Raw genomic sequence first — 12380 nt, 5'->3', positions numbered from 1 at the left:
GGGAGGGGTGGGAGGTTAGCTTGATCGGCATGGGGCGGTACGCGGACGATGTGCTGGCGGGGGACTGGCGGCGGCGGAAGGTCACGCCCGAGGTGGACGCCGAGCCGGACCTCGTGGTCGAGGACGCCGACTCCGGCTTCTGCGGGGCGGTGGTCGGCTTCGAGGCCGGCGCGGTGGTGCTGGAGGACCGGCACGGACGCCGGCGCAACTTCCCGCTGCTGCCGGCGGCGTTCCTGCTCGACGGGCGGCCGGTGACGCTGCGCCGGCCGACCCGCGCCCCGGTGCCGGCCGCCCGCCGCCGCACCGCCTCCGGCTCGATCGCCGTCGACGGCGTACGCGCCCAGGTCGCCCGGGCCAGCCGGATCTGGGTGGAGGGCATCCACGACGCCGCCCTGGTCGAGCGGATCTGGGGCGACGACCTGCGCGTCGAGGGCGTGGTGGTGGAGCCGCTGGACGGCATCGACGCGCTCGACGCCGAGGTGCGCGACTTCGCCCCGGGCCCCAACCGGCGCCTCGGCGTGCTCGTCGACCACCTGGTCGCCGGCTCCAAGGAGAGCCGGATCGTCGCGAAGGTGACCTCCCCGCACGTGCTGGTCACCGGGCACCCGTACGTCGACGTGTGGCAGGCGGTCAAGCCGGCGGCGCTGGGCATCCGGGCGTGGCCGGTGGTGCCGCCGGGACGCCCGTGGAAGGAGGGCGTCTGCGCCGCGCTCGGGGTCGCCGAGCCGGCGGACATGTGGCGGCACATCCTGTCCCGGGTCGACAGCTTCGCCGACGTGGAGACCCCGCTGATCAACGCGATGGAACGCCTGATCGACTTCGTCACCGAGCCGGCCTGAGCGCGAGCGCGGTCCGGCCCGTCGGCGGCGGCCTGGTTCGTGGGCGAAGGGGTCGTACGACGCTGTCGAGCTGAGTCGTCTGTGACATCAGCGGTGCTTGTGGCCGCTGCGACGCCAGACGGCCCCTGAATCGTCTGCGACATCAGCCCGACAGCGTCTCGCGTGTGGATCCTCCGCCGGCGGCTGCGGGCGCCGTCAGGGCTCCTGGTCGGGGGTGCGGGTGAAGACGAAGGTGGCGATGTCGAGGGCCGCCACCCGCCCCGCCTCGTCGCGCAGCACCGACAGGATCTCGCCGTTCTCCGGGCCGGAGCGACCCCGCCAGCGGTCCGGCCCCTCCGGGACGAACACGCTGACCCGCTCGCCGCGCACGTACACGACCAGCTCGCCCCTGGCCGCGTCCCAGGTGACGTCGAGCGACGCCCCCATCCACCACCAGCGACCGGTCACCTCGTCGACCTCGGCGGGCGGGGGAGCGGCGGCGGGCCGCCAGGGCTGCGGGAACGCCGGCTCGGCGTCCAGGACGGTGGTGAGGATCCGTAGCGCGAGCCCACCGATTCCGCCGGTGCGGAAGCCGTACGAGTTGGCGAAGCCGATCACGCCGGTGCGCGACGGGCGGTGCACCGCCAGGGCGGCCACGTAGCCGGGCATCGAGCCGCCGTGCCCGACGTACACCCGTTCGCCCTGCCGGTAGAGCTCCAGCCCGAGGCCGTGCCCGCCGGTCCACGAGTCGACGTCGCTGATCGACACGGGGACGCACATCTCGGCCAGCGTCTCCGCCGCCAGCACCTGCGGCGCGGGGTCGGCCAGGAAGGCCGCCCACCGGGCCAGGTCCTCGGCGGTCGACCAGAGCTGCCCGGCCGGGGCCATCGCCCCGGTGTCGGTACGCGGCTCCTCCCGCAGCGTGCCGTGCCAGGGGTGCACCACGTAACCGCGGGCGAACGGCTCGGTGGCCGCGTACGTGGTGCGGCCCATGCCGAGCGGCTCCAGCACGCGCTGGCGGAGCAGGTCGGCCCAGGGGGTGCCGGTGATCCGTTCGAGCACCCCGCCCAGCAGCCCGTACGCCAGGTTGGAGTAGTGGTAGACCCGGTGCGGGGGATAGGCGATCTTCTCGGCGCTCACCCCGGCCAGCAGCGTCGCCAGGTCTCCGACCTCGGCGCGCTCCCACCACTGCCCGTCCGGCTCGCGGCGCAGGCCGCTGGCGTGGCCGAGCAGCTGCCGCAGGGTGAGTGTGCCCACACCGGTGCCGGGCAGGTGCTTCTCCAGCGGGTCGTCCAGGGCCAGCCGGCCGGCGTCGCGCTCCTGCATGACCAGGGTGGCGGTCATGGTCTTGCTGATCGACCCGAGGCGGTACTGGAGGTCGGCGTCGGGGCGCGGGTGCTCGCCGGCGGTGGCGAGGTGGGTCAGCGCGCCGTCCCGCACCACGCCGATCAGCAGCGACGGCGTACGGCCGGCGGACTGCGCCCCGGCGACGAGGGCATCGACCTGGCGGGTGGTCTCGGGCAGCAGGGACACGGGCTCTCCTCGGGGGATTCCGGTGCCGTCGGGGTGGGCCGCCGGCGTGCCGCCGAGCTTACTGATCTTCGCGGGTGGGCTCCACGTGCTTTGACGTGTCACGATCGGGGGGTGGACGCCGTGTTCTGGATCGTGCTGGGTGTCGTTCTGGCGGTCGCTGAGATCTTCACGACGACGCTATTTCTGATCATGTTCGCGGTCGGGGCCCTGGCCGCCGCGGGAGCGGCGGCGCTCGGCGCCCCGGTCGAGGTGCAGGCGATCGTCTTCGCCGGCGTGTCGGCGCTGACGGTGCTGGGCGTACGGCCCACGCTGCGCAGGCACCGCCGCTCGGCGCTGGAGAGCGGCGAGCAGCCCTTCGGCGTGGAGGCGATCGAGGGCAGCACGGCGCTGGTGCTGGAGCAGGTCGACGCCGGGCAGGGCATGGTGAAGATCGACGGCGAGCTGTGGCAGGCCCGCTCCTACGACGCGAGCCAGCACTTCGCCCCGGGCGACCGGGTGCAGGTGATCCAGGTGCGGGGCGCCACCGCCCTGGTGTGGCGGGACGACGTTTCCCCTTCCGGCGAGCTACCCGAAGCGAAAAGGTGAGTACATGGAACTTGTGATCCCGGTCCTACTGATCGCCATCGCTCTGATCGGGGTGATCACCCTGGCCAAGGCGGTACGGATCGTGCCGCAGCAGCGTCAGGACGTGGTCGAGCGGCTCGGCAAGTACAAGCGCACGCTCAACCCGGGGCTCAACATCCTGGTCCCGTTCGTCGACGCGGTGCGTACCAAGGTCGACCTGCGGGAGCAGGTGGTCAGCTTCCCGCCCCAGCCGGTGATCACCTCCGACAACCTGGTCGTCTCGATCGACACGGTGCTCTACTTCAAGGTCGTCGACTCGGTCCGGGCCACGTACGAGATCTCGAACTTCCTCCAGGCCATCGAGCAGCTCACCGTCACGACGCTGCGTAACGTGATCGGCTCGCTGGACCTGGAGCGGGCGCTGACCAGCCGCGACCAGATCAACCGGCACCTGTCCGGCGTGCTGGACGAGACCACCGGGCGGTGGGGCATCAAGGTCACCCGGGTGGAGCTCAAGGCGATCGAGCCGCCGGCGAGCATCCGCGACTCGATGGAGAAGCAGATGCGCGCCGAGCGCGACCGCCGGGCGGCGATCCTGAACGCCGAGGGGCACAAGCAGTCGCAGATCCTCACGGCCGAGGGTGAGAAGCAGTCCGCGGTGCTGCGCGCCGACGGTGACCGGCAGGCCCGGATCCTCCAGGCCGAGGGTCAGGCGAAGGCGATCAAGACGGTGTTCGACGCGATCCACCAGGCGAACCCGAGCCAGAAGGTGCTCGCCTACCAGTACCTCCAGGCCCTGCCGCAGATCGCCAACGGCACCGCGAACAAGGTCTGGATCGTGCCGGCCGAGCTGACCAAGGCGCTGGAGGGCATGGGCGGCGCGCTCGGCGGGCTGAGCCGGATGGTCGGCGACGAGCCGGCCCCGGAGGCGGCCGGCAGCGCGAGCGACGTGGAGCGCGAGGCGGCCGAGGCCGCGCAGGCCGCGGCGGCCGCCGCCCAGCAGATCCACGACGAGGTACGCGTCGCCGAGGCGCAGGCCACGGGCGGCACGCCGCAGGGGCTGCCGGCACCGGAGCCGGTCTCCCCGGCGAGCCTGCTCAACGACCCGGCCGACCAGCGCGAACGGGCCTGACCGGGTCCGGGCGCGGTCGCCCGGAAATGTGAGAACCACTCATGGGGCGCTCCGTCGCCTGCCACCATCGGTCCTAGGACGGGCGGTGAGCAGGCATCGGGGCGCCCCGGCGCGTCCCGCACCGTTCGTCGGACGAGCGAGGTGACGCATGAAGGATCCGGCGAAGCGGGTACGATCCTCGGCCCCGGTGCCCGGTGCGCACGATCCCGCCGGGCCGCTCGGCAGCCGGCGTACCGGCGGGGGGTTCGGGGTGCTGCCCTTCGTCGAGCCGACGCCGATCGGGCCGGCCACGAACGCCACCTGGGCCTGGTCGCTGCGCCGGCTCGCCCGGGGCGCGGTGTGGCTGCTCCCCGCGTACGCCATCCTCTACGCCGTCGTGGCGATGGGCAGCGACGGCGGGGTGGGCAACGACCCGTACCCGGCCGACGGCCGGCCGCTCTACCTGGTGGGCTGGGTGGCGGCGGTGTGGCTCGGGCTGCTCGCCCTGCTGGCGCTGACCGGGCTGCTGGCGGCGACCCGCAGCCGCCGGGCGGCCGTCGCCGGCCTGCTCGTCTCCATCGCCGGCACGGTGCTCATGCTCCCCTTCGCGGGGCTGGCGGAGCAGACCCCCGTCTTCGGCACCACCGCGCGCGTGCTCGTGCTCGTCGGCGCCACCTGCTACAGCCTGGGCTGGCTGCTGACCGGCTGGTCGGTGGCCCGGTCCGGCACGTTCAGCATCGGCGACGGCGTCATGCTGATGATCGCCGCCCCGCTGCTGGGCGTCGGCGGCGCGCTGATCGGCTCGTTGCAGACCTTCGGTGCGATCTTCGTGCTGATCGCCGGCATCGGCGTCGGGTACCGCTCCGGCCGCCTGGTGCCCCGGGACATTGCCCGCGACGCCGCCAGCGCGAGCCTCGCCACCGCCGCCGCCCCGGCCACCCCCGGCCCGAACGGCCCCCTGCCCACCTGACCCGCCGGGGTGCTCGGGGCCTCCGGGGCGAGCGGGGCCAGCGGTGCCGGCGAGAGCGGTGGGATGGGAAGTCGCTGGTCACGGGCGGTGAAATTGCTGACAACCGGGCCGCGGGGGTGGTCGGTTGGCCCGTTACGTGGCAATCCTGGGGACCATGGCCCCACCCCGCCCGCCGCTGTCGCGGCTGTTCACCGTGCTGCTCGCCGGCGTGCTCGCCGGCCTCGTCCTGGCGGTCGCCGCGCTGCCGGGAAACCTGCTGCTCGGGTTCGCCGCCAAGGCCGCGGTCGGGTCGTACGCGGGGCTGCCCGAGGCGCTGCGCACCCCGGTCACGCCGCAGCGTTCCTACCTCTACGCCAACGACGGCAGGACGCTGATCACCACGTTCTACGACGTCAACCGCACCGACGTGCCGCTCGACGAGATCGCCCCGGTGATGCGGCAGGCGATCGTGGCGGCCGAGGACCGGCGCTTCTACGACCACGGCGGCGCCGACCTGCGCGGGCTGCTGCGGGCCGTGGTGTCGAACGTCTCCGGCGGCGGCCAGCAGGGCGGCTCCACGCTGACCATGCAGTACGTCCGCAACGTGCTCAAGACCGACCCCACCCGCACCGCCGAGGAGCGCGCCGCGGCCACCGAGCAGACCGTCGGGCGCAAGATCCAGGAGATCCGGTACGCCTCGGCGCTGGAGCAGCGCCTGAGCAAGGACGAGATCCTCAACCGCTACCTGAACATCGCGTACTTCGGCTCCGGGGCGTACGGCATCGCGGCGGCCAGCCAGCGCTACTTCGCCAAGTCCCCGGCGGAGCTGACCCTCGGCGAGGCGGCGCTGCTGGCGGGCCTGGTGCAGTCGCCGGAGGCGTACAGCCCGATCGACGGCGACGCGGACGCCGCGCTGGAGCGGCGCGGCTACGTGCTGGACTCGATGGTCTCCACCGGCGCGATCGGCGCCGACGAGGCCGCGCGGGCGAGGACCGAGAAGCTGACGCTGCGCCCCACGGCCCAGCCCAACGGCTGCACCGCCGTGGCCGAGGGCCACGACGACTGGGGCTTCTTCTGCGACTACCTGCGGCAGTGGTGGCTCGCGCAGCCGGAGTTCGGCGCGACCGTCGAGGAGCGCGAGCAGGCCCTGCGCCGCGGCGGCTACACCGTGGTGACCTCGCTGGACCCGAAGATCCAGGCCACCGCGCAGAAGCAGGCCACCAGCGTCTACTCCTACGACAACAAGCGCGCCCTGCCGATCGCCGCCGTCGAACCGGGCACCGGCCGGGTGCTGGCGATGGCGGTCAACCGGCACTACAGCCTCGACGCGAACCCGGACGGGCAGGCCAACCGCCCCAACACCGTCAACCCGCTGATCTCCGGCGGCGACAGCGTGGCCGGCTACCAGGCCGGCTCGACGTTCAAGCTCTTCACCATGCTCGCCGCGCTGGAGGCCGGCAAGCCGCTGTCCACCGGCTTCGACGCGCCCAGCCGGCTGCCCACCCGGTACGCCGCCGAGGGCGAGGGCAGCTGCGACGGCCGGTGGTGCCCGGCCAACGCCAACCCGGAGTGGATGGACGGCTACCGGATGATGTGGGACGGCTTCGGCCGCTCGGTGAACACGTACTTCGTGTGGCTGGCCGAGCAGGTCGGGCAGGAGAAGGTGGTCGAGATGGCGAAGCGCCTCGGCATCACCTTCCGGGCCGACGCCGACGCCACGTTCGCCGAGAACGACGCCGCCAACTGGGGCTCGTTCACCCTGGGCGTCACCGCCACCACCCCGCTCGACCTGGCGAACGCGTACGCCACAGTGGCCGCCGAGGGCACGTACTGCGCGCCGCTGCCGGTGGTCTCGGTGACCGCCGCCGACGGCCAGCGGGTGCCGGTCGGCGACCCGTCCTGCCGCCGGGTGCTCGACGCCGACGTGGCCCGGGCCGCGACCGACGCCGCCCGTTGCCCGGTCGGCCAGCAGTCCACGCTCGCGCAGTGCAACGGGGGCACGGCCACCTCGGTGAACCGGATCCTCGACGGCCGGCCGGTGGCCGGCAAGACCGGCAGCTCGGAGAAGAACGCCACCGAGACCTTCGTCGGCTTCACCCCGCAGGTGGCGGTCGCGGGCATCGCCGCCAACCCGGACGACCCGACCGACTCGGTGGGCGCGGCCGTGCAGGCGCGGGTGATCGACGCGGTCGCCCGGGTCATCGGCACCGCCGTCGCGGGCGAGCCGGAGAAGAAGTTCGCCGCCCCCAGCCGCGAGCTGGTCGGCGACCCGCGCCGCCCGGTGGAGCGTCCGCCGGTCGAACAGCGCCGCCCGTCCGAGGAGCGGCGGCCGTCGGCCCCGGACGATCAGCGCCTGTCCGACCTGCGCCGCTGGCTGGAGCGCCGCGGCTGACCGCCACCGTGCCGCTGCTGGCCGGCTGCCCCGCTTCGGGGTGGCTGCACTGCCTCTGCCCTGCTTCGGGTGGCTGGGCTGCCCCACCTGTGCGGGCAGCTCGACAGGGCACGACCGGGGAATACGCGCCCCCGGGCTGCCCGCCGTCCTACTGCGCCAGCAGGGACGCCGACATCGGTCCCGGTCCCGGTCCCGATGTTGGTCGGTCGGCCGACGGGGACCGGAGGTCAGCGGGAGCGGGCGGGAGCGGCCCGGACCACCTGGTCGAGGGCAGCGCCGACATCGACCGGGTCGCCGTCCGCGTCGATGACGATGAACGAGCCGAACTCCGGCAGCCCCCGGTAGCCGGTGTCCAGGGCCCGCAGGTGGGTCAACTCCTCGGTGTCGATGCCCCGGGCCAGCACCCGTTGTTGCGCCCGTTCGGGCGAGACCGCCAGGAAGCAGACCAGCTCCGGTCGCGGGAAGATCGCGTACGCCAGGCGGACCAACCGCCCGCCCCGGTCGCCGCGGGCCCGCATCACCACGTACTGGCACCAGGACCAGCGGTCCATGACCGCCGTCCTGCCGGTCAGCCGGGCGGCCAGCACCGCCCGGGCGATGGCGAGCCAGCGTACGGTCGCCTCGATGGTCACGTAGCCGGTGCGGCCGAACAGGTGCGGCCCGTCGCGGCGGCCCAGCGCCTGCGCGAGCCGGTTCCAGACGGGCCGGCCGCCAGCGTTCTCGAAGTAGCTGGCCGGCACCCCGGCCGCCCTCAGCCGGGCGGCCAGCGCCCTTGCCTGGGTGGTCTTTCCGGCCCCGTCGACGCCGATCAGAGCAATGATCATCGGACGGCGCATGAGCGGCACGGTATCCGCCCCGAACAAGCCCCAGGAAAAATCTTGAGAACGTGGTGCCGGGCTGTCGGATCGGGCGGGGCCGCTCCGACCACCTGGCGAAAGCGCCCACGAGGGGGCGTCAGGGGTCAGGAGGAGCAGCGCCATGCGGAAGATCGTCTACGGGGTGCACCAGTCGCTCGACGGGTTCATCGAGGGCCCGAACGGCGAGTTCGACTGGCCGGAGATGGGCCCGGAGCTGTCCGCGTTCTCGCTGGAGCAGTGCGACCGGGCCGGCGCGCTCGTCTACGGCCGCCGGGTCTGGGAGTTCATGGCCGCCTACTGGCCGCAGGCGGAGTCGATCTCCGACCACCCGCACGACCTCGCGTTCGTGCCGATCTGGCGGCGGACGCCGAAGGTGGTGCTCTCGCGCACGCTCACCGGGGCCGATCACGGCGCCCGGGTGGTCGGCGGCGGGGACCTCGCCAGGGAGGTGACCGCGCTCAAGGAGCAGCCGGGCGGTGACCTGCTGCTCAACGGTGGCGCCGAGGCCGCCGCCGCGCTAACCGACCTCGGCCTGATCGACGAGTACCAGATCTTCGTGCACCCGGTGGTGCTGGGCGGCGGCAAGCCGGTCTTCGCCGCCACCGAGCGGATGAAGTTCCGCCTGGCGGAGTCGCGGACCTTCGACGGCAGGTCCGTGCTGCTGCGGTACCACCGGGCCGGCTGACGCCTGGCCGCGCGGGGCCCGTCAGGGCGCACCCCTCCGTCCGGTCAGCCCCGGCGGCGGCACGGCCTCCCCGGTCAGCCTCGGCGGCGGCAGAACCTCCCCGGTCAGCCTCGGCCGCGCCCCGGCCTGAGGGTGGCGACCGCCGTGGGCAGGCCCCGCCGGATGATGCCCGCCCAGTCGGTGTCGCCGCGCAGCACGGCCGCGGCGGTGTTGCGGGCCTGCTCGGCGGTGAAGTGCGGCGGCAGCATCAGCTCGGCCGGGTCGACCAGCGCGTTGACGACCACGGGCCGGTCCGCGCCCAGCGCCCGGTCCCAGACGCCCGGCACCTGCTCCGGCGCGTCGACCAGCTCGCCGTGCAGGCCCAGTACCTCCGCCCACCGGTGGTAGCCGATGTCGGGCAGCTGCTGGCTGTCCGGGAACATCGGCGTGCCCTCGCTGGAGCGTTGCTCCCAGCTGACGAAGGCCAGGTCCCGGTTGTTGAGCACGAGCACCACGAAGCGGGGGTCCGACCAGCTCCGCCAGTACTTGGCCACCGTGATCAGCTCGTTGACCCCGTTCATCTGCATCGCGCCGTCGCCGATCAGGGCCACCAGCGGACGGTCCGGGTGGGCGAACTTGGCGGCCAGCGCGTACGGCATCGCGCCGCCCATCGAGAGCAGGGTGCCGGAGAGGCTGGCCAGCATGCCGGGGCGGACCTGGAGGTGCCGGGCGTACCAGGCGGTCGTGGTGCCGCAGTCGACCGAGATCATCACGTCGTCGGGGAGCCGGTCGCTGAGGGTGGCGAAGAGCAGCTGCGGGTTGACCGGGTCGGCGGCCTGCCCGGCCAGTTCCCGCTGCGTACGGCGCCAGGCGGTGGTGGCCTTGCCGATCGTCGCCCGCCAGCGGGTCGGTCCCGGGCCGGGGCCGAGCTCGCGCAGCAGGGCCCGCAGGGTGGGGGCGGCGTCCCCGGTCAGGTTCACCTCGGTCGGGTACCGCAGCCCCAACTGGGTGCCGTCCCGGTCAATTTGCACCGCCCGGGCCTGCTCCTGCGGCGGGTAGAACTCCGAGTACGGCATGTTGCTGCCCACGATCAGCAGCCGGTCGCACTCGTTCATCAGCTGCCAACTGGGCCGGGTGCCGAGCAGGCCGATCGCGCCGGTCACCCACGGCTCCCGGTGGTCGACCGCGGCGAACCCGAGCAGCGCCGCCGCCACCCCCGCGCCGAGCCGGTCGGCGACCGCGCGGACCTCGTCCACCGCGCCGAGCGCGCCCTGCCCGACCAGCATGGCGACCCGCTCGCCGCCGCCCAGCACCTCGGCGGCCCGGCGCAGGTCCGCCTCCGGCGGCACCGTCGGGGCGCTGCTGGGCACGTCGCTCGTGCGGTAGTAGCCATGCGCGTGCGGTGGCTCCGGCACGGCCGGCTTGTCCTGGATGTCGGACGGCAGCACCAGCGCGGTGACGGTACGCCGGGCCAGTGCCGTGCGGCAGGCCCGGTCGACCAGGTGGCGGACCTGGCTGGGGTGGTCGAGCTGGGCCAGGAAGGCGGCCGCGACGTCCTTGTAGAGGGCGAGCAGGTCCACCTCCTGGTAGTAGCCGCCGCCCTCGGCGGTGAGCGCGGTGTGGCCGACCAGGGCGACCACCGGCTGGTGGTCCAGCTTGGCGTCGTACAGCCCGTTGAGCAGGTGGATCGCGCCGGGGCCGCTGGTCACCAGCGCGCAGCCGAGCGGCCCGCCGCCGTACTTGACGTGCGCCGACGCCGCGAAGCCGGCGGTCTCCTCGTGGCGGACCTGGACGAATTGAGCCCGGTCCCGGGTGCGTTGCAGCGCCGAGGTCAGGCCGTTGATGCCGTCGCCGGGATAGCCGAAGTAGCGGCGGACGCCCCAGCCGGCCAACCGGTGCACGATGTGGTCCGCGACGGTGGCGTCGCGGGGCAGCGGACCCAGGTCGACGCGCCATCCGTCCGGCTGGTCGATGCGGGCCGGCCCCGGCGTGCCCATGGGACGTGCGTTCACCTGACTGTCCTTCCGTCGCTCCGCCGCTCCGGCCCGCCATTCCCGTCTTTCCCGGGACAAAACGCCACGGGGTGCGCCGGTGTCGGGCGGCCCGGGGCGGCTGCGGCGCGTCCGGCAGAATCGGCGGGTGCCCATCCACCCGATCACCGACCCCGACGACGACCGGATCGCCGACTACCGCGCGCTGACCGACGTCGAGCTGCGTACCCGCTGGGAACCGCCGCACGGCCTGTTCATCGCCGAGGGCGAGCTGGTGCTGCGCCGGGCGCTGCGCGCCGGCTATCCGGCCCGGTCGTACCTGGTGGACGCCAAGCGGGTCGACCAGCTCGCCGACCTGGACACCGGCGACGCCCCCGTCTACGCCGCCACGCAGGACGTGCTGCAACGGGCCACGGGGTTCCACGTGCACCGGGGCGTGCTGGCGTCGTTCCGGCGCAAGCCGCTGCCGCCCGCCGCCGAGGTGCTGGCCGCCGCGCGGCGGGTGGTGATCCTGGAGGACGTGAACAACCACACGAACCTGGGGGCCATCTTCAGGGCGGTCGCCGCGCTCGGCGTGGACGCCGTGCTGCTCTCGCCGACCTGCGCCGACCCGCTCTACCGGCGCAGCGTCCGGGTCAGCATGGGCGAGGTCTTCGCAATCCCGTACGCGAAGCTGGAGCCCTGGCCGGACGCGCTCGGCGACGTCCGCGCGGCCGGCTTCACGGTGCTGGCGATGACCCCGGCGCCGGACGCGGTGCCGATCCAGCGGCTCGAAGTGTCGCAGCGGGCCCGCGCGGCGCTGCTCATGGGGGCCGAGGGCGCCGGCCTGACCCGGGCGGCGATGGACGGCAGCGACGTCCGGGTGGTGATCCCGATGCGCCGCGGCGTCGACTCGCTCAACGTCGCCGCCGCCACCGCCGTGGCCTGCTGGGAGTTGGGCCGCGACGACCCGGCCTAGTGCTCCGCTTCAGCCGCGGGGGGCGTTCGTGCCCCGGTCACGAGCGGGGCGGCGACAGGCGCGGGCCGCGATAGGGCAGGGTGGCGCTGTAGACCACGTTGGTGGTGGTGCTGCCGAACCCGGCGAGATCGTCGACGACCTGTTCGAGGTGCGCCATCGACGTCGCGGCCACCTTCAGCACGTAACAGTCGTCTCCCGTGGTGCGCAGGCACTCCAGAATCTCCGACCGTCGCTCCAGCAGCTGGCGCAGCGGTTCGTGCCGGCTGCCGGGGTACTTCAGCCGGACCACCGCGAGCACGGCGAAGCCCGCCTTGGCTAGGTCGACCTCGGCGCGGTAGCCGCTGATCACACCGGTCGCCTCCAGCCGCCTCACCCGTTCGCTGGTGGCCGACGCGCTCAGCTTGACCCGGCGGCTGAGCTCGGTGATCGGCAGCCGGCCGTCGCCCTGCAACTCGATCAGGATGGACCAATCGACAGCGTCAAGATTCTCGGCCATCGGGCCATCTTGCCGGTGGATCCACGGCAAAAGCCAGCAAAGGCAGG

The 12380-nt window shown here is 73.7% G+C and carries 11 protein-coding genes; 7 read left to right on the top strand and 4 right to left on the bottom strand.

Features of this window, described 5'->3' with window-relative positions; genetic code table 11:
* Window positions 1–29 precede the first annotated feature (29 nt).
* Window positions 30–839 (top strand): DUF3097 domain-containing protein, encoded by an 810-nt coding sequence (locus tag OG989_RS28370; protein ID WP_327029013.1) that lies wholly within the window; start codon window positions 30–32, stop codon window positions 837–839.
* Between the two features lie 195 nt (window positions 840–1034).
* Here OG989_RS28370 and OG989_RS28365 read toward each other — a convergent pair whose 3' ends face one another.
* Window positions 1035–2351, bottom strand: a complete 1317-nt coding sequence (locus OG989_RS28365) for a serine hydrolase domain-containing protein (RefSeq protein WP_327029012.1) — start codon at window positions 2349–2351, stop codon at window positions 1035–1037.
* 111 nt (window positions 2352–2462) lie between these two features.
* Between OG989_RS28365 and OG989_RS28360 the strand changes: the two genes are divergently transcribed.
* From OG989_RS28360 to OG989_RS28345, 4 genes are all read left to right on the top strand, one after another.
* The gene (locus tag OG989_RS28360; protein ID WP_151457518.1) at window positions 2463–2936 is read left to right on the top strand and encodes an NfeD family protein; all 474 of its coding nucleotides are present in this window, start codon (window positions 2463–2465) and stop codon (window positions 2934–2936) included.
* Between the two features lie 4 nt (window positions 2937–2940).
* The gene (locus tag OG989_RS28355) at window positions 2941–4047 is read left to right on the top strand and encodes an SPFH domain-containing protein (RefSeq protein WP_327029011.1); all 1107 of its coding nucleotides are present in this window, start codon (window positions 2941–2943) and stop codon (window positions 4045–4047) included.
* 148 nt (window positions 4048–4195) lie between these two features.
* Window positions 4196–4996 (top strand): hypothetical protein, encoded by an 801-nt coding sequence (locus OG989_RS28350; protein ID WP_327029010.1) that lies wholly within the window; start codon window positions 4196–4198, stop codon window positions 4994–4996.
* A gap of 154 nt (window positions 4997–5150) precedes the next feature.
* Entirely contained in the window at window positions 5151–7367 is a 2217-nt protein-coding gene (locus OG989_RS28345) for a transglycosylase domain-containing protein (RefSeq protein WP_327029009.1), read from the top strand.
* Between the two features lie 227 nt (window positions 7368–7594).
* Here the strand turns inward: OG989_RS28345 and OG989_RS28340 are convergent, their stop codons facing one another.
* Window positions 7595–8203, bottom strand: coding sequence for a thymidylate kinase (locus OG989_RS28340; RefSeq protein ID WP_327029008.1), 609 nt, complete (start codon window positions 8201–8203; stop codon window positions 7595–7597).
* Window positions 8204–8345: 142 nt separating this feature from the next.
* Here OG989_RS28340 and OG989_RS28335 point away from each other — a divergent pair, with 142 nt between their 5' ends.
* Window positions 8346–8909 carry a dihydrofolate reductase family protein gene (locus OG989_RS28335; RefSeq protein ID WP_151455749.1) on the top strand — a complete coding sequence of 188 codons (564 nt, stop codon included), beginning with the start codon at window positions 8346–8348 and terminating at the stop codon, window positions 8907–8909.
* A gap of 104 nt (window positions 8910–9013) precedes the next feature.
* Here OG989_RS28335 and OG989_RS28330 read toward each other — a convergent pair whose 3' ends face one another.
* The gene (locus OG989_RS28330; RefSeq protein WP_151455761.1) at window positions 9014–10885 is read right to left on the bottom strand and encodes a thiamine pyrophosphate-requiring protein; all 1872 of its coding nucleotides are present in this window, start codon (window positions 10883–10885) and stop codon (window positions 9014–9016) included.
* A gap of 94 nt (window positions 10886–10979) precedes the next feature.
* On the opposite strand from OG989_RS28330, the gene OG989_RS28325 reads away from it, so the two are divergent.
* Entirely contained in the window at window positions 10980–11837 is an 858-nt protein-coding gene (locus OG989_RS28325) for a TrmH family RNA methyltransferase (RefSeq protein WP_327029007.1), read from the top strand.
* A 37-nt stretch (window positions 11838–11874) separates the two neighbouring features.
* Here the strand turns inward: OG989_RS28325 and OG989_RS28320 are convergent, their stop codons facing one another.
* Window positions 11875–12333: an Lrp/AsnC family transcriptional regulator gene (locus tag OG989_RS28320; RefSeq protein ID WP_151455751.1), complete on the bottom strand. Its 459-nt coding sequence runs from the start codon at window positions 12331–12333 to the stop codon at window positions 11875–11877.
* Window positions 12334–12380: the final 47 nt, after the last annotated feature.

The organism is Micromonospora sp. NBC_01740, from assembly GCF_035920365.1.
Classification (GTDB): Bacteria; Actinomycetota; Actinomycetes; order Mycobacteriales; family Micromonosporaceae; genus Micromonospora; species Micromonospora reichwaldensis.
The sequence above is the reverse complement of the archived record's forward strand: the minus strand, read 5'-3'. Positions and strand labels throughout refer to the sequence as shown.

Bases quoted from the DNA above. Each gene is read 5' to 3' on its own strand.
- OG989_RS28345 (WP_327029009.1), top strand. From the start codon at position 5,151: ATGGCCCCACCCCGCCCGCCGCTGTCGCGGCTGTTCACCGTGCTGCTC.
- OG989_RS28355 (WP_327029011.1), top strand. From the start codon at position 2,941: ATGGAACTTGTGATCCCGGTCCTACTGATCGCCATCGCTCTGATCGGG.
- OG989_RS28350 (WP_327029010.1), top strand. From the start codon at position 4,196: ATGAAGGATCCGGCGAAGCGGGTACGATCCTCGGCCCCGGTGCCCGGT.
- OG989_RS28340 (WP_327029008.1), bottom strand. From the start codon at position 8,203: ATGCGCCGTCCGATGATCATTGCTCTGATCGGCGTCGACGGGGCCGGA.
- OG989_RS28370 (WP_327029013.1), top strand. From the start codon at position 30: ATGGGGCGGTACGCGGACGATGTGCTGGCGGGGGACTGGCGGCGGCGG.
- OG989_RS28335 (WP_151455749.1), top strand. From the start codon at position 8,346: ATGCGGAAGATCGTCTACGGGGTGCACCAGTCGCTCGACGGGTTCATC.
- OG989_RS28320 (WP_151455751.1), bottom strand. From the start codon at position 12,333: ATGGCCGAGAATCTTGACGCTGTCGATTGGTCCATCCTGATCGAGTTG.
- OG989_RS28330 (WP_151455761.1), bottom strand. From the start codon at position 10,885: ATGGGCACGCCGGGGCCGGCCCGCATCGACCAGCCGGACGGATGGCGC.